Annotated in this window: 14 protein-coding genes; 10 read left to right on the forward strand and 4 right to left on the reverse strand. The window is 73.1% G+C overall.

All coding sequences use genetic code 11. From position 1 onward, the window contains the following. Positions 1 to 27 precede the first annotated feature (27 nt). Both AC5R91_RS16595 and AC5R91_RS16600 read left to right on the forward strand, forming a co-directional pair. On the forward strand, positions 28 to 939 hold the full coding sequence (locus AC5R91_RS16595; protein ID WP_495392268.1) for a hypothetical protein: 912 nt from the start codon (positions 28 to 30) through the stop codon (positions 937 to 939). Positions 940 to 1,117: 178 nt separating this feature from the next. Further along, positions 1,118 to 1,534 carry a ferritin-like domain-containing protein gene (locus tag AC5R91_RS16600; protein WP_495392269.1) on the forward strand — a complete coding sequence of 139 codons (417 nt, stop codon included), beginning with the start codon at positions 1,118 to 1,120 and terminating at the stop codon, positions 1,532 to 1,534. 27 nt (positions 1,535 to 1,561) lie between these two features. Here the strand turns inward: AC5R91_RS16600 and AC5R91_RS16605 are convergent, their stop codons facing one another. Further along, positions 1,562 to 1,951 (reverse strand): YccF domain-containing protein, encoded by a 390-nt coding sequence (locus AC5R91_RS16605; RefSeq protein ID WP_495392270.1) that lies wholly within the window; start codon positions 1,949 to 1,951, stop codon positions 1,562 to 1,564. 380 nt (positions 1,952 to 2,331) lie between these two features. On the opposite strand from AC5R91_RS16605, the gene AC5R91_RS16610 reads away from it, so the two are divergent. The 7 genes from AC5R91_RS16610 to AC5R91_RS16640 all read left to right on the forward strand — a co-directional run bounded on the left by AC5R91_RS16610 (position 2,332) and on the right by AC5R91_RS16640 (position 8,932). Then, positions 2,332 to 3,732, forward strand: a complete 1,401-nt coding sequence (locus AC5R91_RS16610) for a cystathionine beta-synthase (protein WP_495397984.1) — start codon at positions 2,332 to 2,334, stop codon at positions 3,730 to 3,732. 9 nt (positions 3,733 to 3,741) lie between these two features. Further along, the gene (locus AC5R91_RS16615) at positions 3,742 to 4,920 is read left to right on the forward strand and encodes a cystathionine gamma-synthase (RefSeq protein ID WP_495392271.1); all 1,179 of its coding nucleotides are present in this window, start codon (positions 3,742 to 3,744) and stop codon (positions 4,918 to 4,920) included. Positions 4,921 to 5,146: 226 nt separating this feature from the next. Next, entirely contained in the window at positions 5,147 to 6,139 is a 993-nt protein-coding gene (locus AC5R91_RS16620) for a hypothetical protein (RefSeq protein ID WP_495392272.1), read from the forward strand. Further along, on the forward strand, positions 6,124 to 6,294 hold the full coding sequence (locus AC5R91_RS16625; RefSeq protein ID WP_495392273.1) for a hypothetical protein: 171 nt from the start codon (positions 6,124 to 6,126) through the stop codon (positions 6,292 to 6,294). Before AC5R91_RS16620 ends, AC5R91_RS16625 begins: the two co-directional genes overlap by 16 nt. A 338-nt stretch (positions 6,295 to 6,632) precedes the next feature. After that, positions 6,633 to 7,745: a carbohydrate kinase family protein gene (locus AC5R91_RS16630; protein WP_495392274.1), complete on the forward strand. Its 1,113-nt coding sequence runs from the start codon at positions 6,633 to 6,635 to the stop codon at positions 7,743 to 7,745. 78 nt (positions 7,746 to 7,823) lie between these two features. Further along, positions 7,824 to 8,033 (forward strand): hypothetical protein, encoded by a 210-nt coding sequence (locus AC5R91_RS16635; RefSeq protein ID WP_495392275.1) that lies wholly within the window; start codon positions 7,824 to 7,826, stop codon positions 8,031 to 8,033. Between the two features lie 347 nt (positions 8,034 to 8,380). Beyond that, positions 8,381 to 8,932: an NADPH-dependent FMN reductase gene (locus AC5R91_RS16640; RefSeq protein ID WP_495392276.1), complete on the forward strand. Its 552-nt coding sequence runs from the start codon at positions 8,381 to 8,383 to the stop codon at positions 8,930 to 8,932. Between the two features lie 88 nt (positions 8,933 to 9,020). On the opposite strand, the gene AC5R91_RS16645 is transcribed toward AC5R91_RS16640, so the two are convergent. From AC5R91_RS16645 to AC5R91_RS16655, 3 genes are all read right to left on the reverse strand, one after another. Continuing rightward, a complete protein-coding gene (locus AC5R91_RS16645; protein WP_495392277.1) occupies positions 9,021 to 10,268 on the reverse strand; it encodes a hypothetical protein in 1,248 nt (415 codons plus the stop codon). A gap of 719 nt (positions 10,269 to 10,987) precedes the next feature. After that, positions 10,988 to 11,173: a pentapeptide repeat-containing protein gene (locus AC5R91_RS16650; RefSeq protein WP_495397985.1), complete on the reverse strand. Its 186-nt coding sequence runs from the start codon at positions 11,171 to 11,173 to the stop codon at positions 10,988 to 10,990. 1,003 nt (positions 11,174 to 12,176) lie between these two features. Beyond that, positions 12,177 to 13,919, reverse strand: a complete 1,743-nt coding sequence (locus AC5R91_RS16655; RefSeq protein WP_495392278.1) for an isovaleryl-CoA dehydrogenase — start codon at positions 13,917 to 13,919, stop codon at positions 12,177 to 12,179. A 906-nt stretch (positions 13,920 to 14,825) separates the two neighbouring features. Between AC5R91_RS16655 and AC5R91_RS16660 the strand changes: the two genes are divergently transcribed. Next, positions 14,826 to 19,022: a diguanylate cyclase domain-containing protein gene (locus tag AC5R91_RS16660; protein WP_495392279.1), complete on the forward strand. Its 4,197-nt coding sequence runs from the start codon at positions 14,826 to 14,828 to the stop codon at positions 19,020 to 19,022. Positions 19,023 to 19,102 lie beyond the last annotated feature (80 nt).

Consider the following 19,102-nt stretch of genomic DNA (forward strand, 5'->3'; position numbering starts at 1 on the left):
CCGTCACTACAATCGGATGGACTGTCGATGACTCTTTCCGGTGCTCGCCCTCGAGGACCAAGACCCGAACTCGAGAACAGCAGTCAGCTCACGCTGCTGCACCATCTTCATGAACTCAACCACCCTTACCGGGTGAGTTACGAGATGGTGGTGCGGAAAGTCTGGTCCGACAGCGAGGACATCAAGATCCGGCGCGCGCGGGCACGCGATCTCAGCCGTCAGTTCCGGGGCGAGAAGCAGATCGACTGGAACGTCATCGAGAACTACGTGGAGCTGCTGTATCCGGAGGACCAGTCGCAGCGGGTGGCGCAGCTCGAGCGGTGCCGGCCGCTGCATCTTCAGGCGTTCGGGCCGCCGGGCGACTCGGACACCGACCGGGTGCCGGACGGGGCCGTCGATCCGGCTTACGTCGCCGATCTCGAACGGCAGCTCGTCGAGGCCCGCATGCGAGCCGCCTTCGCCACCGCGCTCCTGGTAATCGTCCGATCCGAGAACGCGGTGCTCCGCGGGAAGAACGCGCACTTCGGCTGGTTCCAGACCCGCGAGCCGGCCGAGGAGTCCGAGCGGACGCCGGGGCCGCCGGCCGAGTCCGGGGACCCGGCCACGGCGCCGATCCAGCGGCGGCAGGGCCACCGCGGGGGTCATCACCACCGCCGGGACCGGCCGATCGTCGCGTTCAGCGACCTCCTCGCCGAGCAGCCGAGCCCCGCCGGCTGGAGCGCGCCGGGCCCGCTGCCCTACCCGGCGGCGAATGCCCTGCACTCGGCCCCGACCGGCCCCACCCCCGTGATCGAGGCGCTCCAGCGACGAGCCCAGGAGGCCACGCGCGCCAACGCCGCCGCGGACAACGCCCGCGGGCGCCGGGCCGCCAAGGCGTCCGGCGCCGAACCCGACATCCTCGCCGGGCCGGAACGCAAGCGGCGCGGGCGCGGCCGGTGACGATGGGCCGGCACCGGCACCGGCACCGGCACCGACCCGCCCGGCCCTCGGACCATCGGGGTCCCGGGCCGGCCGCCGAGGTGCCGTGGAGGCATGAGTGGCCCGGGAACGGGCATCCCGCTCAGACCGCCCGGACGCACCGTCCGGCGGAGCACTGAGACAGGGGAGGCCACAAGGCATGGATCGGGAGACCTTCGTCAAGCTGCTCAACGACGACCTCAGCTCCGAGTACCAGTCGATTGTCCAGTACATCCAGCACGGCGCGGTCATCACGGGCGCCGAGTACCTGAACGTCGCCGACGAGATCAAGCGGCACCTGCCGCAGGAGCTCAGCCACGCCCAGATCCTGGCCGAGCAGATCTCCTTCCTCGGCGGGACGCCGACCGTCGACGTGTCCCAGGTCCACCCGTCGAGCGGGGCCCAGGAGGCGCTGCAGGACGATCTCCGGTTGGAGTCCGAGCAGCTCGACCGCTACCGCGAGCGGTTCGGCCAGGCCAACGAGCTGGGGCTGGCCGACGTCGCCGAGGCACTGCGCCCCCTGCTCGAACAGACCCAGGAGCACGTCCGCGACCTGCAGGCGGCGCTGGGCCGCTGAGAGCGGGGCGGCCGGCCGAGCCGCCGCTCAGACGGGGACCGGGCTGTCCACGTCCACGATCTCCTTGCCCAGCGGCATCAGCGACACCGGGATCAGCTTGAAGTTCGCCAGGCCGAGCGGAATACCGATGACGGTCAGGCACAGCGCGATCCCGGTGGTGAGATGCCCGAGGGCCAGCCACCAGCCGGCGAAAACGATCCACAGAATGTTGCCCACCAGGGACGCCCCACCGGCGTCCGGACGGTCGACGACCCGCCGGCCGAACGGCCACAACGCGTAGTTGGCCATCCGCAGCGACGCGATGCCGAACGGAATCGTGATGACGAGGATGAAGCAGATCAGCGCCGCCAGGGCATAACCGATGGCCAGCCAGATACCACAGAGCACCAGCCAGATGACGTTGAGCAGGACACGCATTCGCCCACCCGCACTCTCTCCCGGAATCGGGACCGGTCGTCGCCGAGGCCCGCGGGCGTCGGCCGCAACGCGGGCGGATATCGCCCGCGGAACTTTACCCACGGGGTGCCGACCTTTACCCCACTTGGGACGAGTTCACCGTCAGTCCCCGGCGGATCCGGTGGGCGGCGGGCGGCGGCGGGCCCGACTCGCTACCGTCGACGGTAGTGGCCCGGGCACGGCAGGGCCCGGGCTTCGCCCGACCGGCCCGGGCAACATCCGACCGGCTCGGGCAACACCCGACCGGCTCGGGCAACACCCGACCGGCTCGGGCAACGCACGGCCCGGGCAACGCACGACCGGCCCGCGTTCCCGACCGCAGCGATAGGTGGATGCCCGGTATGCAGGTGTACGACCACGTCGTCGACCTCGTCGGTGACACGCCCCTGGTCCGGTTGACGCCGGGAATCGCCGAGACCCCGGCGCTGGTGCTGGGAAAGCTCGAGTACCTGAATCCGGGCGGCTCGGTGAAGGACCGGGTGGCGCTGACGATGGTCGCCGCCGCCGAGGAGGCCGGCCGGTTGCGGCCGGGCGGCACCATCATCGAACCGACCAGCGGCAACACCGGGGTCGGCCTGGCGCTGGTGGCGGCGCGGCGGGGTTACCGCTGCGTGTTCACGATGCCGGACAAAATCAGCGAGGAGAAGCGGGCGGTCCTGCGCGCGTATGGCGCGGAGGTCGTCGTCTGCCCGACGGCGGTGTCCCCCGACGATCCCCGCTCCTACTACGAGGTGGCCCGCCGGCTGGTCCGGGAGACCCCGGGTGGGTGGAGCCCGGACCAGTACTCCAACCCGCACAACCCGGCAGCGCACCAGGCCACCACCGGGCCGGAGATCTGGCGGGCGACCGACGGCCGCGTCACGCACTTCGTCGCCGGGATCGGCACGGGGGGCACGATCAGCGGGGTGGGGCGCTACCTCAAGGAGGTGTCCGGCGGCGCCGTAAAGATCATCGGCGCCGATCCGGAGGGATCGGTCTACTCCGGCGGCAGCGGGCGGCCCTATCTCGTCGAAGGGGTCGGCGAGGACATCTGGCCGACGACCTACGACAAGACGGTCGTCGACCGGGTGGAGGCGGTCAGCGACCGCGACTCGTTCCTGATGACCCGGGATCTCGCCCGGCGGTGCGGGCTGCTGGTCGGTGGGTCCTGCGGGCTGGCCGTGGTGGCGGCGCTGCGCGTCGCCGGCGGTCTCGGGCCCGACGACGTCGTGGTGGTGCTGCTGCCCGACTCGGGCCGCGGCTACCTGTCAAAGATCTTCAACGACGAGTGGATGTACGAGTACGGCTTCCTGGAGCCGCCATCGAGCGGCCCGACCGTCGCCGACGCCCTGCGGTACAAAAGCGAGCAGAGCCACAAGAGCGAGCAGGCCGGCGGCCCGCCCGACCTGGTGCACGTCCATCCGGACGAGACGGTCGGCGCGGCCATCTCCTACCTGCGGGAGTACAACGTCTCGCAGATGCCGGTGGTCCGCCACGAGCCGCCGCTGCGCGCGGCCGAGGTGGCGGGCTCGGTGATCGAACGTCACCTGCTCGCCGCGGTCTTCGCCGACCGGTCCGCCGTCGACTCCCCTGTGAGCGATCACCTGTCCCCGCCGCTGCCGATGGTGGGCGTCGGCGAGCCGGTGTCCCGGATCGTCGCGGTCCTCGGCGACGATCCGGCGGTCCTGGTGCACGACGAGGGCAGCCCGGTCGGCATCCTCACTCGCGCCGACCTACTGAGTTTCCTGGCCGTGGCACCGTAGCGTGACGTCATGCATGCCGACGAGTTCGCCGACGGGTTCGAGACGATCGCGATCCACGCCGGTCAGGAGCCCGATCCGGGCACCGGCGCGGTGGCCCCCCCGATCCACCTGTCCTCGACGTTCGCCCAGGACGGGGTGGGCGGCCTGCGCGGCGGCTACGAGTACGCCCGCTCCGGAAACCCGACCCGCGCGGCTCTGGAGACCTGCCTCGCCGCGCTGGAAGGCGGCCGCGTGGGCCTCGCCTTCTCCGCGGGCATGGCGGCGACCGACACGCTGCTGCGGGCGGTGTGCCGTCCCGGCGACCATGTGATCATCCCGGCCGACGCCTACGGCGGGACCTACCGGCTGATCGCCCGCGTCCTCGGCGAGTGGGGCGTCGAGCACAGCAGCGTCGACCTCACCGATCTGGAGGCGACCCGGGCCGCGGTCCGCCCGGGCGTGACCCGGCTGGTGTGGTGCGAGACGCCGACGAACCCGCTGCTGACGATCGCCGACATCGCCGCGCTCGCGTCGCTCGCCCACGACGCGGGCGCCCTGCTCGCCGTGGACAACACGTTCGCCTCGCCCTACCTGCAGCAGCCGCTGACCCTCGGCGCCGACGCCGTGGTGCACTCCACCACGAAGTACCTCGGTGGCCACAGCGACGTCGTGGGCGGCGCCATCGTGGTGAGCGATCCGGAGCTCGGCACGCGGCTGCGTTTCCTCCAGAACGCGGCCGGCGCCGTCCCCGGACCGTTCGACTGCTGGCTCGTATTGCGCGGCATCAAGACGCTTCCCGTGCGGATGGACCGGCACTGCGCCAACGCCCGCCTGATCGCCAACCTGCTGGCGGCGCATCCGGCCGTCGCCACGGTGTACTACCCGGGCTTGCCCGGTCATGCCGGGCACGGCATCGCCGCCAAACAGATGCGCGACTTCGGCGGGATGGTCTCGTTCACGCTGCGGGAAGGCCCGCGGGCCGCGGTCGAGCTGTGCGGGCGGACCCGGTTGTTCACTCTCGCCGAGTCACTCGGCGGGGTGGAATCCCTGATCGAGCATCCGGCCAGTATGACCCATGCGTCGGTCGTGGACTCGCCGCTCGCCGTGCCGGCGGAGCTCGTGCGGCTCTCGGTCGGCATCGAATCGGCCGACGATCTCGCGGCCGATCTGCGGCGGGCCCTGGACGGGCTTTCGGCCCGTTCCGCTTAGCTCCGCCGCTGGCCTGCGGCGGCAAAGTCGGTGCACAACAGCACCAGGGTGGGGGAAAACGGCCGACGAAAGTCCCGAAGTGAGCGCCGGGCCGACATAGCGAACCTTAAGCGGTTATCGTTGGCTTACTGAGTTGAGATCCTCGGGCGGAGAACATCATGGCAGCACGTGCAGGTATGCCGTACACGTGCCGGGCCCGCCAGGTCGCGACCGTCAGGAGTGCCGCATGGACGCCTCGACGGACCGCCGGACGCTCGTCACCTCGAGCGCGCTCGTCGTCGGTGCACTCCTCGGGGTCGGTGCGGCCGACATGAGCTCCTCGGCGGCGGACAGCCGGGGGGCCCTGGAGCGGGTCGAGTCCACGCTGGAGACCCTCGCCCGCCGCTGGGAGACCACCCCGCCCGCGGAGCTCGTCGAACGGCTCGGCACCCTCGAGCACCACGCCCGCACCATCGGGCGCTGGCGGCTGGGCTCGGCCCTGCGCCAGGACTGGCTGCGGGCGCACGGCCGGATCCTCCTGATGACCTCGGTGGCCCAGGGTGACAGCGGGCAGCCGAGCCGGGCGACGATCGCGGCGCGGGCGGCGCTGGTCCTCGCGAAACACGTCGGGGACACCACCACCGCCGCCCACGCCGGAGTCGTGCTGGCCGAACTGGCGGCCTACGCCTTCGACAGCACCTCCGACGGCCTGCGGCTCGCCCGGACCGCCCGGGCCGCGGCGCCGCACGCGCACACCGCGATCCTCGCGATCACCACCGAGGCGCACATCATGGCCGCCCGGCACATGCCGACGGACGGCATCGTGGCCGTGCTGCGCTCGGCGGACTCCATCGCCGCGAAGCTGCCCCAGGGCTCGTTGGGATACAGCCTCGACGGCATTCATCCGGGCTATCTGCCGACATTCGGGGGTGCGGCGCTCGTCGCCGCGGGCGCTTTGGACGAGGGCCAACAGCGGCTGGGTGAGGCCGCCGATCTGTTCGGCCGCTCCCGGGCGTCCGGCGCGCTCGCCGCCGTGCGGCTCTACCAGGCGTCGGCGGCGATGCGGTCGCGCGATCTGGACGAGGCGGAGATTCTGGCGACGAGGGCGCTGGCCGCCTCGGCGGTCCGGCCGAGCAGTTGGTTGTCGAACGGAATTCTCTCGCTTGCGAAGCGGGCCAGAGGCCAGGGAGCGGACTGGTCCGGACTGGTCGCGCAGGCAGAGGAATGGTCACCGGTCTGACCGCCGACGGGCCGACCAGCCCGCCGCCGGGCGAAACCGGTTCGCAGTCCACGGGCGACGAGCAGGCCGGCCAGGACGACGACCAGAACGGCCAGGAACGGGAATATATCGGAATGAGGCATGACGTTCGACGGACCGAGGTGCACGGATTTTGATGGTGCAATATTCGGGACGATCGGCAACGGTGGCGGGGTCGCCCGCGCGGCGACGGGATAGGGAATAGGCACGGCGGTACATTATCGGGTGGCCGACAATGACGTGCAGGTCGGGGCGCGACGATAGTTCCGAGCGGTCCTGCACATACTCACAAAGAGGTCCGACCGGGACAGGAGAGGGCCACAGAGAAGGCCGTATCAGGCCACACCCGGGTTACACCCCAGCGTGGGGCGCCGGACTCCTCCGCGATCTGAGTATCCTCTATTCCGGAGACTTCTGCACCGACTGCACGGTATCTGCACGCCGTAGCCGGGGCCGGCCGGCTAACGTGAGCCCGGTGAGCAGGACGGGCGTGGTGGTCGTCGGCGGGTTCTGCCTCGACTGCATCGTCACCACGGACACGCTGCCGGCCTGGGGAGACGATCTTCGGGTCGACGCCGTGCGGACCCGGCCGGGCGGCAAGGGCCTGAACCAGGCGGTGGCGCTCGCTCGCCGCGGCGTGCCGGTCCGCGCCGTCGGCGTCGTCGGCGGGGACACGACCGGCCGTGAGCTGCTTGCGGCGCTGCGGGCCGAGGGGGTCGACCCGGCCACGATGGCGGTCCGTCCCACCGCGGCGACACCGGTCTGCGTGGTGCTCGCCCACCCGGACGGTCGCACCGCGTTCCTCTGCCGCTGGGCGGAGGCGGTCGAGCTCACCCCCGCCGACCTCGCACCCGCCCGGGAGGCGTTCCGCTCCGCCCGCGCGGTCATCGTGACCTTCGACCCGCCACCCGCCACCGTGCGGGCGGCCGTCGACCATGCCCTGGCCGCCGGCGCGGCGCTGGTCGTCCATCCCGCGCCGCCCGAGCAGTCCGCCGCGGCGGCTCTCGTCGACCTGCCCTGGGACCGCGTGAGTGCCGCCACCCCGAACGAGCAGGAGGCCAGGCTGCTGCTGGCGGCGGCGGGCGATCCGGCGGCCGCCGGCCCCGGGGCGGAGCTGGCGGCCGCGTTCGGCCGCCGGTTCGGGACGCCGCTGGTGTGCGTCACCCGGGCGGAACACGGGGTCGCCGTGTGGGACGGCGCCCGGGGATGGGCTCGCCCGGCCCATCCGACGACCGTCGTCGACACCACCGCCGCCTCGGACGCGTTCACCGCCGCGCTCACCCACGTCCTGTTCGCCGGCGACGCCGCGGACACCGACGCCGCGGACACGGACGCCGCGGACACGGACGCCGATACCTCGGGCAGCGAGGCCGCGGGCAGCGACGCCGACGCAGCCCAGCCCCGCGCGCCCGCGTCGGGCGGCCGGCCACCCGGCCTCGTCGAGGCCGCCGTCGAGGCGGGCCTCGCCGCAGCGGCCTGGACGGTCCGCCACCGGGGCGCGCTCGATGCGCTGCCCCGCCTCGCCGGTCCGCCCGGACGGGCGCCGGCCGGCCCGGCCCCCGAAGGGATATTCCGGCATAAAGCCTAACCGGACAGGTGGGTGTAGGTGGGCTGATAGCGGGTAATCCTGCGACAGTCAGGTATCACCCCCGCTGAAGGAGCAGTCATGGCCACCCGGGTTGGGACCCGAACCAGCAGCATCAGCCTCGGTACGCTTCTCTATCTCATCATTGGAGTGGTCATCACCGCGAGCCAGGACTACTGGAACTTCACGGACTGGGACGGCCACGCGCTGAGCAGTTTCTTCACCGCCCTCGTCGCGACACTGCTGTGGCCGCTCGCCATCTTCTACACTTTCGCGCTCCACACCCGCTGACCGCCGGCGCGGCATTCGAGAGAGCCGGACGCGGCCTTCCCCCGTTCCACCAGCACCAAACCCGGCATCTCCGCACCCCGCCACATCCGGCTCCGGCACCGATGCCCGGGCCGGATCGGCATGTCCACCGCGCGGCTTGATCCGGCCGGTCCGCCGGTGGCCCGAGGGCGCCGCGGGTGGCGCAACAAAACGGCCATCATCGGGTAACCGTCCGGGTTGATGCAGGCCCGACTGTTGCCGTGTACCGACGGATCGCGGATAGACTGCGGCCGGCCGACACCGGGCGCTTGCACCGTCGGTTCCAGCGACTCGCGGGCAGGCCCGCGACCGGACAGGGAGGCAGCCCGATGGAACCGTGCCGGATCGTCAGCGTCGTGGGGAACCCGAAGGCGGCCTCCCGGACCAGGCAGGTCGCCGAGGCGGTGGCCGGCCGCGTCGCCACCTCGCTGGCCGCGAGCGGCTTCGAGACGTCGGCGGAGGTCATCGAGGTCGGCGAGCTGGGTGCCGGCCTGCTCGGCTGGGGCGACCCGACCGTCGGGGCGGCACTGGCCACCATCCGGGCGGCCGACGTCCTCGTCATCGCCACGCCCACCTACAAGGCGACCTACACCGGGCTGCTCAAGCTGCTCCTCGACCAGATCGGCGGCGGTGAGCTCGCCGGCCTGCCGGCCATCCCGGTCCAGGTGGCCGCCGCGCCGCAGCATGCCCTGGCGGTGGAGGTGCACCTGCGCCCCGTGCTCGTCGAGATCGGCGCGGCCTGCCCGACCACCGGGCTGTTCGTCCTCGACTCGGCACTCGCCGAGCTCCCCACGCAGCTCGACGCCTGGGGCTCGGTGAACCTCCCGGCGGTGAGCGCCCTCGTCGCGGCCCGACGCGCGGTGGCGGCGCCGTCCGCCTGACCACCGGTCCCGGCCGGGCCGTCGATCAGCACCTCGCGGCGTCGGCGCCGACCACGACCATCGGCGCGGAAACGTCCGCGGAGCAGCCCTAACCGACTCCCGCGATCTCGGGGTCCACCCGGACCTGCGGCAGTGGCCCGATCACCACGCCGGGCTGCGCGGACGCCCGACCGGCGCCCGGCGCCGCCGGGCCCGCAGGCCGCGCCCCGGCACCGTTCCCGGCGGAGCCCCCGCGAGAGCCCGCGGCGCCCCGCCCATCGGGAACACCACGACTGTCGGGAACACCACGACTGTCGGAGGCACCAGGGCTGTCGGGGCCTGAGCCGGACCTCGCGGCGGACGTCGACCCGGGACCCGCGGTGGGCCGGCCCTGCCCCCGCGTGCGCGGGGTGACGCCGGCCGAATCGCTCGATGCGGTGCCCGCGCCCGCCGCCGACGCTCCCCCGGTCGTGGCCGACCCCCGAGACCCGGCGCGCGGCGCGGCTCCCCGCGCCGCGGCGCCGGCGGGGGCGCCGCCATCGGCCGGATAGGCTGCGGCGCCCGAATACCCGCCGGCTCCCACGTACCCGCCTGTTCCCGGAGACCCACCGGCCCCCGAATACTCGCCTGTTCCGGAGTACCCACCGGCCCCGGGATATCCGCCGGCCCCGCGGTGGCCGGCGGCCCCGGGGCCGGCGGCGGCGCCGGCGTGGGTGTTGTCCCGGTAGGTATTGCCGTCCGGGTCGTCACCGGCCGACCACCCGCCCCGGCCGGACCCGGAGCGTCCGCGACCAGACCGGTCGTCCCACCCGTCGAGGTCCCCCCCGGCCGGGTCCGCGGCGAAGCGCTCCCCGTCCTCGTCCTGGTCGGCGTCCCCGCCCCGGCCGACGCGGGCGGGATCGCCGGCGGCCAGGCCGTTCCCGTCGGGCGCACCATCACGGGACGAGGCGGGATACGTCGGCGCCGCCCGTCCGAGGCCGTCCGCGGCGGCGGCACCGCCTGCGGTGTCGGGGGAACCGTAGATCGACGCGGGGAACGGTGGCAGCGTCGGCAGGGGGGAGACCGGCGCACCGCCCGGCTGCCAGGGCGGGTTGTCGCGCTGCGGCTGGTCGCCGAGCCCGAGCCGGGTGTCGGCGGCGCTGGTCGTCCGGAGCCGGGCGTCGTCCCCGCCCGAACCGGCGGGGGCGGAGAAGCCGAAGGCGGTCACGGCGACCGTGAAGCCGCCGGCCGCGACGGTCAACCCGCGGCGCCGGCCGAAGATGCGGGCCCAACCCACCCGCCCGCGTAGGGTGCCGGCGATGCCCACGAGCATCACCGCGACGGCGAACAGCGCCATGGCCATGGCAAACACCGGCATCAGGCCCCCAGGTCGCATCGTCTCCACGGGAGCCCGAACCCTAACTCACCCAGAGTAGTAGATCCGATACCGTGAACGTCGTGTCGGTGTGCCGGCGCACCGGCCGACGGCCCGTGGACGCGACGCGGCGCGATCCGCAGCAGCCGGACGGCGGGCGGACCCCTGCCGAGACTGGCGAGTCGCTGGCGGTCAGCTGCGAGCGTGAAAGCGAGTGGCGTGTCCTACTGGGCGCCCGAGCCAGCCGGATCAGGGGTCGCGAACGAACCTCTTGATCACGACCAGCTGTGCGCTCTAACGCCGCACGATCAAGCCCACACTTTCGGAATCGGCGGACGCGCCGGCGGCCGTGCCGGTTCCCCCGCCGAAGGAGCCTCCGGTGCCGTCATCGGATCCACCGCCGACGCCACCAGACCCACCCGCGCGGCCGGACCTGCCCGCGCCGCCGGACCCGCCCGCGCCGCCAGATCCGCTGTCCCCGTCGACCTCACCCGCGCCGGTCGGCGCAGGCGGGGGCGTCGGGCGGGCGGTGTAGGTGGGGCGGTTGCCGTCGCGACGCGAGGTTCCGCCCGAGGACCTCGTGGTGGACGGATCGTCGGTCTCGTCATCGAACCGGCCGGGCGGGGAACCGTTTCTGGTCGGCGGGATCGGCTGGGGGCGCGCCGAGGCGCGAGGTATGGACGAGCTGGCGGTGGGGCGACTCGTCCCGCCGGAAGACCCCGCTACGGGCTTGCCCGCCTCGGAACTGCCCGTCGCAGGCTTTGCCGTCGGGGGCCGTCCTGCTGCAGGTCTCCCCGTCGCGGGCTTACTCGGTGCAGGCTTACCCGGTGCGGGCTTACTCGGTGCAGGTTTGCTCGATGCAGGTTTACTCGGTGCAGGTTTGCTCGATGCAGGTTTGCTCGATGCAGGTTTGCTCGGTGCGGGCTTGCTCACGGGCTTACTCGGCGCAGGTTTGTTCGGCGCAGGTCTGCTCGTTACGGGCCTTCTCGGCGTAGGTCTACCCGGCACGGGTTTGTCGGGGCCCTCGGACTCGCCCGCGCCGCCGGACCCGCCGGACCCACCCGAACCACCCGAACCACCGGATCCAGAACCACCCGTACCACCGCCGGATCCAGAGCCACCCGAACCACCGGAACCACCGCTTCCGGAACCGCCGGATCCGGAACCGCCGGACCCGGCGGTGTTGCCGTTGCCGGTCGGGGTCTGGCCGCCCTTGGGCCCGGTGGGCGTCGAGGGTGCGGTCCCCGCCCCGCCGCCGCGCGGCGGCGATGTGGTCCGGACGACCGCGCCCCCTGGGCGTGCGGGAGAGGCGGCCGGCGGCCGATCCGTCTTCGGGGGCTGGCGGGTGGTCCCTCGCTGCGGCGTGCTCGCGCCGCCCGCGCGCTGGGGCCCGGCGGGCGCGCGGGGCACACCCGCCACCAGACCCGGGGTTCCGGTCCGCGCCCGGCTGGACGAAGTGGCCCGCGGGTAGTTCGAGCCGCCCGGCGCGCGACCGTTCGTCACGTCATCGGTGGGCTCGGCATACGCCTTGTCACCATTCGTCGCGTCCTGCTGCACCGGGGCGCCCGGCTGGCCGCCGCGGCCGGGCGTGGCCGAGGACGAGCCGGGCCGGGGCGGGACCAGGAAGACGCTGTTCGAGGCTGGATCGCGATCGCCGCCGTCGCCGGTCCCGACGCCGTGCGTCGCGAGCAGCCCGAACGCAACGAGAGCCACCGATCCGGCGCCGGTGACAATCCCGGCCCGACGGCGATCGGGGATCCATGCCCACTCGGCCCGTCCGCGGAGCAGACCGAGAACTCCTGCAATCAGTATCAGCCCGGCAACCGCCAGGCAGAAGTACATCATGGAAACCCCCCGGGCGCAGTCGCCTACCAGGCTAGGGGCGATCCATCGCTATTTGTCGCAAGGGAATTACAAAGAGATTCTGTCATCATCCTGCCCGTGACGGATATCACCAACCGAATCGGTAGTGGTATCCACCGAAGCAATCCGGTCGAGGATACCTGCGACATCAACCCCCGACGGCAACGTACCGAAAGCGAGACCCCCGTCACCGGCCACCCGGCTCGCGCAGAACGCATCCGCAACGGCGGGCGGCGCATGCCGGACAAGCAGAGAACCCTGCATAACGAGTGCCAACCGCTCGACCACACGGCGCGCGGCGAAGGGATCGGCCGCCGCGCTCGGCAATTCCGCGCGCAGCCGGTCCCAGGCCCGATCGAGCCGGGCGTCCGCGCCGCGGGCCGCCTCGATCTGCACGGACAGCGCGTCGAGGCCGTCCGGTTCCCGGTCGAGCGCCCGGAGCACGTCGAGCGCATTGACGTTGCCGGAGCCCTCCCAGATCCCGTTGAGGGGCGCCTCCCGGTAGAGCCGGGGCATGCCCGACTCCTCCACGTAACCGTTTCCGCCGAGGCATTCGAGGGCCTCCGCGGCCACGCCCGGCGCCCGTTTGCACACCCAGTACTTCGCCACGGCCGTCGCGAGGCGTTTGAACGCCTGCTCATCGCGGTCGCCGCGAGCCGCCCGGTCGACGGCTCCCGCGACCCGCAACACCAAGGTGGTCGCCGCCTCGGATTCCAGGGCCAGATCGGCCAGCACATTGCGCATCAGCGGGGCGTCGATCAATCGGGTCCCGAAGGCCCGCCGGTGGCGCACGTGATGCGCGGCCGCCGTGACCGCGGCCCGCATCCCGGCCGCGGACCCGAGGCTGGCGTCGAGCCGGGTCATGGCCACCATTTCGATGATGACGCGGACCCCACGCCCCTCCGCACCGACCAGCCAGGCCACGGTGTCGTCGAACTCCGGTTCGCTGCTGGCATTGCTGCGGTTGCCGAGCTTGTCCTTCAGCCGTTGAATGCGAAACGTGTTACGGCTGCCATCGGGAAGCACCCGCGGCACCCAGAAACAGGACAATCCGCCGGGTGCCTGCGCCAGGACCAGAAAGACGTCGTTCATCGGCGCGCTGGTGAACCACTTGTGGCCCCGTAGCCGGTAGGTGCCATCGGCGGCCGGCGTCGCCGTCGTCGTGTTCGCCCGGACGTCGGAACCGCCCTGCTTCTCGGTCATGCCCATGCCCGCGAGCAGCCCCGCCTTGCCCTCCGGCGGGCGCAGCCCCGGGTCGTAGATCCGGCTGGCGAGCAACGGCTCGTAGCTGGCCGCGAGATCGGGCGCGGCCCGCAGCGCCGGGACCACGGCGTAGGTCATCGACACGGGGCACAGGTGGCCCTGCTCGACGGTGCCCCAGACGAGGATGTTCGCCGCCCGCGCGACGTGCGCGCCCGGGCGCGGGTCCGTCCACGGCGCCCCGGTCAGCCCCTCCCGCACTGCCACCTCGAGCAACGCGTGCCAGGACGGGTGGAAGTCGACCTCGTCGACGCGGTTGCCGTAGCGGTCGTGCGTGCGCAGCTCGGGCGGAAACCGGTCGGCCTCCTCCGCCCAGCGCCGGGCCTGTTCGGTGCCCGCCAGCCGGCCCAGGCGGCGCAGGGCGTCCGCGTGCCAGCCGGCGTCCTCCCGGACCAGTGCCGCCAGCAGCGCCGGATCCGCGGACGCGTCGTGGCCGACCAGCGGCGGCGGCTGGTTCGTCACCTCATGCGTCCGGCCGGGAGACGACCGCGGGGCCACGGTGGGCCGCTGCGCCTCGATCGACGAGCTCATCGCCACTCCTCATCTCGCGCTCCGCTGCGGGGCGCCATCGGCGGCGGCAGACCGGCGACGGGAGACCCGGCGGCCGGCGCGCCCTCTGGCGGCGGGTCTACCCGATCCCGTAAACGAGAACAACATATTGGTTGCCGGCGACCGACGGCTACCAGGGAAACCGTCCTCCCGGCGGGTTATAACCGCCTTCCGGACAATTCGCGACCCATCTTCGGGGGGCAGATCGCGCATTTGCAGGACGACCGGACCGCGATGGATCGAACCGCCGGGAACGGACGCGGCCAGCCGGGCGGTCCACTCCGGCGTCGCCCGCACGGTGCGCGCGGACCAGGGCACCCGCCCGCCGGCACGGGTCCGTCGCGGAACGAGGTCGCCGGGCCCGAACGGATCCCCGACGGAGGCTCAGAGCACGCCGTGATCCTTTGATCATGCTGTGCGATGCTCGAACGGGCTAGACCTCCCGGGTGCTACGGAGAGTCCCGAGGAACACCGAAAGTAACAGTGGCCCCGCCAGCACGATCGCGAGCGGTGGCAGCATCACGACAACAATTCGCCGCCAGGGCAATACTTTACGTCACGATCAAACACCCAAGGTTGACGCTACCAGGAGCGACTCCCGCCGGGATCGACGACAGGTATCGGTGCGACGACTCTCGGTATCCGCCATTCTGCCGGCAGAGAATCCGAACCAACGGACCGGCGTGCGCGGACACGCATCCCATTGCTGCGCGCCGCACACGCGCGGGCGCGGCCGATACCGGATGCGCGGCGGCCGATGAAACTCGCGGCGCGGATACTCGTATGCTCACCCACAACCGGGAGGATTCGCCGCCCGGAAATCAGAATACGTTTACTCACGGTGAGATCCGTCGAGTCCGGGCAGCGTTGTCGGGCGGGGCGCGAAAGATGATCAGAGGTGGCCGGATCGGCGGGCGACGATCACTCGGCCGCGTCATGGCCGCGATCGGGCCCCACCGCAGGCCGGCCCGCCGCAAGCCGGCTCACCGGCGGCGATTCCTCTCGCCGCTGGCCATCCTGCTGGCCATCCTGGTGCTCGGAACCCTGGCCCTCCACGTGGGCGCCGACCTGCTGCACCGGGAGGAGGCGTCGCGGCTGGCGGCCCGGGCAGGGCTCGTCGAACGCCTCGCGCAGTGGGAGTCCGACGCCGACGCCCCCGCGGGGCTGTCGGCCGCGGTCGCGCGCGTCCCCTTTCGGCCGGACGACCGCGCCACCAACGACCGCGCCACCAACGCGGGTCTCCTCCCCGGCCTGCAGCTCTCGCCGTCTGGCGACGTCACCCGGCTGCTGGCCCTGCTCGACCGGGCCGGCACCGTCACCGCCGCGTACCCGTGGGGCAGCGCGGTGGCTCCCCGCGACCTCGGCCCGGCCCTGTCGTCGGCGTGGGCCGGCAGGGGCGCCGTCTCCCCCGTCTTCACGCTCGCGGGCGCCCCGGTCCGCGCCACCGTGGTGCCGGTCGGGTCGCCGCGGCCATGGGCCGTCCTGGTGGCCGTCTCCACCCAGGAGATCAACCTTCGGCTCTCGAGCGGCATCGCGACCACGCTCGGAGCCGGCAGCGGCAGTGTCTCGACGATCGACCAGAACGGCGTCCCGATCGCCTCCACCGACCCGGCGCTGCCCGGCCGGCGGATCCTGTCGGCCGCGGAGCTGCGCCCCTCCCCTGCCCCCGGCGGCGGCCCGCGGATCTGGCGCACATCCGGCCCCGGCGGGACGATCACCCACATCACCGCACAGCAGCCGGCGACCGGGTATCTCACCTACTTCCAACAGCCCACCGAGTCGCTCTACGCCGACCTGCGGGCCAAGGGCGACCGGCGCAACCTGACGCTGCTGGCAGTCGCGCTGACCGGCGTGCTGTGCATCGTCTTTCTCGGGCTGCTGCGCGAGGCCGCCGCCCAGCGGAGCCGGACGGGGCTGCGGGCGTTGTTCGCGGCGGCGCACGACATCGTCCTCGTCACCGACCCGGCCGGCCGGCTCACCTTCGTCAGCCCGGCCATCGTCCCCCTGCTCGGCCACCCGGACGAACCCTGGCTGGGACGGCTGGTGACCGAGCTGGCCCATCCCGACGATGCCGCGCGGTTGCTGCGCCTGGTCGAGAATCCGACCGCGGGATCACTGCTCGACGTCCGGCTCACGCGGGCCGCCGGCACCGACCGCTGGTTCGACGTCGCCGCGCGCCGGCTGCCGCAGCGGGCCGGCGCCCCCGAGGTCCTCATCACCTGCCACGCCGTCGGCAGACGCAAGCGGCTGCTCGACCAGCTCGGCTACCAGGCGGGCCACGACGTGCTGACCGGGCTGCTCAACCGGTCGACCTTCGAGGAGGAGCTCGCCACCGCCACCACCGCCGCCGCCACCGCCACCTTCGCCACCACAGCCTCTGCCACCTCTGCGGCGTCCCCGTGCCCGGCCGAGTCGATCGCGGTCCTGTTCGTCGACCTCGACCGGTTCAAGCAGGTCAACGACACCTTCGGGCACGCCGCCGGCGACCAGGTGCTGCAGACGGTGGGCGCGCGGATCCGGTCCGAGCTCGGCGCGTCGGACGCCGGTGGGCGCTTCGGCGGCGACGAGTTCGGCATACTGCTGCGCGGCACCGACGAGCCCGCCGCCCGGGTGGTCGCCGCCCGGATCATCCGGGCGGTGGGCCAGCCGATCCTCGTCGACGGGGACGAGGTGCGGGTCGGCGCGAGCGTGGGGCTGGCCCTGGCGGGTTCCGGTCCGTGCCGACCCGAGCGGCTGCTGCGGGCTGCCGACCAGGCGATGTACCGGGCGAAGCAGGCCGGCCCCGGGCGATACGCGGTGGCGATGCCGAGCCCGCCCGGCTCGGTCGCAGAGCCCGAGATCGGCCCAGAACGCGAGATCGGCCCAGAACGCGAGATCGGCCCAGAACGCGAGATCGGCCCAGAACGCGAGATCGGCCCAGAGCCCGAGATCGGCCCAGAACGCGAGGTCGGCGGAGAGCGCGAGGTCGGCGGAGAGCCCGGAGTGGTCGGGGCGGACGCCGCGGAATTCGCGATCTCCGAGCCGCTCCTGGTCGAGCTCCTCGACGGCACCGCGGACGACGTCGATCCCGCGACGGCGGGGCCGGCGCCCGCTGCGGCCCCGGGCCCGGCCGAGTCGGCCGGACCCCGCCCCGGAATCGAGCCCGGGGAGATGGCCGACGGCGCGGCGGCGCCGTTCCAGCTCGGGCCGCGGGGCAGGTTGCATCCGCGGCGGCTGTCCCGGCAGCGGCGGACCAGCGTCCGCGCCCACCTTTCCCGGGCGTTCCCGCTGCTGGTCCTGGGCGCGGTGATCCTCACCACCACCATGGTCACCCTGGGGATCGAGAACGCCAACCGGCGGCGGGCCGAGGCCCAGCGGGTGGCCGACAGCGACGCCCTCTCCGTCCGTCTCGCCGGGTTCGCGGCGGACCTGAGCCAGCCCCGGCATCTCATCGACCCGGTCTCCCGACTGCCCTGGTCGCTGACGGACCCCGCGGCCGATGCCCGGACACTGGCCGCCGTCGCCGGGCCGAGCCTGTCGACGCCCGGCACCCTGCTCGCCCTCGTCGACCTCGACGGCCACTCCCGGGCGGTCCAGCCGCCCGGGGCGGCGGTGCCGTTCCCGGCGCACAGCCGGATCTGGACGTCCGCTCGCGCCGGCGGCCTGAGCCTCCCGGTCCTCGACGAGGCCGGCGGGGCCCGGATCTACAGCATCGTGCCCGTCCGGCGAGCCGGTCGCAGCGCCGCGTTCCTGGTGCTGGGCCGGACGCTGCACGGGTCGCCGGCCGCGGAGATGGCCCGCACCCTCGGTCGGGGAACAACCGCGGCGGCCGCCGGCACGGGCGCCCTGGACCTCGGCATGACGATCAGTGTCGTCGACGAGCACGGCCGGGCGGCGATGTCGAACGACGCCGCCACGGTCGGGCGGACCGTCGTCGACCCCGGTGAGCTGCGCCCGATCACGCCCGGGCACAGCCGGCGCGTGACGGTGCGGGACAGCCGCGGCGGCGGTCGCGTCGCGGTGGCCACCAGGATCCCCGCCAGTCCCGTGCCGGCGTACCTCGTCGTGCGGCGCGACGGCCGCGGGGCGGCGGAGGGGCCGCGGCCCAACCATGCCCTTAGCGACCTGCTGCTCGTCGCGATCGTCGTCGTCACCGTGGCGGGGCTGATGCGCGCGATCCTGCGGGAGGACCAGGCGATTCGGCGCGACGGCGCGCGGCTGCAGACCCTGCTGCACGAGTCGCACGACATCATCATCAACCTCAACCGGGCCGGTTCCCCGACCTTCATCAGCTCCGCGATCGAGAGCCTGCTGGGTTACCCGGTCCAGACCAGGATCGGGCTGCCCCTGCTCGAGCTCGTCCATCCCGAGGACCGGGACTGGATGCGGGGCTTCCTCGACGAACGGCTTCGGGGTAACCCGGCGTCGTTGCTGGACGTCCGGCTGTGCACGGCCGACGGGGGGTACCGGTGGTTCGACATCGAGGCCACTGCCTGGCGGGCCGCCTCCGGGCCGGGCTACCTGGACGGCGGCCTGCTGCTGACCTGCCACGAGGTCGGGGAGCGGCGCCAGCTCCAGGAACAACTGCGGCAACGGGCGACCCGCGACCCGCTGACGGGACTGGCGAACCGGGTGGCACTCACCGAACTGCTCGACCACCTCGCCGAGCAGCGGTCGCCCTTCGCGATCCTGCTCGTCGACCTCGACCGCTTCAAGCCCGTGAACGACACCTTCGGCCACCAGACGGGCGACGACGTGCTGCGCATCATCGCGGCCCGGCTGACCGAGGTGCTACGGGCGCAACCGCCGGACGGCACGGTGTTCCGTCTCGGCGGCGACGAGTTCGTCATGGTGCTGCCCGACGTCGACGCCGACGCCCTGCGGCACATCGCCCAGCGGGTACGCGAGACCGTCGCGGCCCCGATCCTCTCCGCCGGCCACGCCATCGTCGTCGGGGCGACCGTGGGGCTGGCATCCTCACGCACCGTCTGCGACGGGGCCGAACCGCGCGATCCCGATCTCGTCGTCCGCCACGCCGACGCGGACATGTACGCGGCGAAGCGCGCCGCCCGGGCCCAGCAGGAGATGTTCCCCGCCACCCACTGATCGGCCACCACAGAGCGGCCATCACAGAGCGGCCATCACAGAGCGGCCGACCACAGAGCGGCCGGGTGCCTGGTCCGAAC

The sequence above is a fragment of the Frankia sp. BMG5.60 genome (genome assembly GCF_059428125.1).

Bases quoted from the DNA above. Each gene is read 5' to 3' on its own strand.
- AC5R91_RS16595 (WP_495392268.1), top strand. From the start codon at position 28: ATGACTCTTTCCGGTGCTCGCCCTCGAGGACCAAGACCCGAACTCGAG.
- AC5R91_RS16600 (WP_495392269.1), top strand. From the start codon at position 1,118: ATGGATCGGGAGACCTTCGTCAAGCTGCTCAACGACGACCTCAGCTCC.
- AC5R91_RS16605 (WP_495392270.1), bottom strand. From the start codon at position 1,951: ATGCGTGTCCTGCTCAACGTCATCTGGCTGGTGCTCTGTGGTATCTGG.
- AC5R91_RS16610 (WP_495397984.1), top strand. From the start codon at position 2,332: ATGCAGGTGTACGACCACGTCGTCGACCTCGTCGGTGACACGCCCCTG.
- AC5R91_RS16615 (WP_495392271.1), top strand. From the start codon at position 3,742: ATGCATGCCGACGAGTTCGCCGACGGGTTCGAGACGATCGCGATCCAC.
- AC5R91_RS16620 (WP_495392272.1), top strand. From the start codon at position 5,147: ATGGACGCCTCGACGGACCGCCGGACGCTCGTCACCTCGAGCGCGCTC.
- AC5R91_RS16625 (WP_495392273.1), top strand. From the start codon at position 6,124: ATGGTCACCGGTCTGACCGCCGACGGGCCGACCAGCCCGCCGCCGGGC.
- AC5R91_RS16635 (WP_495392275.1), top strand. From the start codon at position 7,824: ATGGCCACCCGGGTTGGGACCCGAACCAGCAGCATCAGCCTCGGTACG.
- AC5R91_RS16640 (WP_495392276.1), top strand. From the start codon at position 8,381: ATGGAACCGTGCCGGATCGTCAGCGTCGTGGGGAACCCGAAGGCGGCC.
- AC5R91_RS16645 (WP_495392277.1), bottom strand. From the start codon at position 10,268: ATGCCGGTGTTTGCCATGGCCATGGCGCTGTTCGCCGTCGCGGTGATG.
- AC5R91_RS16655 (WP_495392278.1), bottom strand. From the start codon at position 13,919: ATGAGCTCGTCGATCGAGGCGCAGCGGCCCACCGTGGCCCCGCGGTCG.
- AC5R91_RS16660 (WP_495392279.1), top strand. From the start codon at position 14,826: ATGATCAGAGGTGGCCGGATCGGCGGGCGACGATCACTCGGCCGCGTC.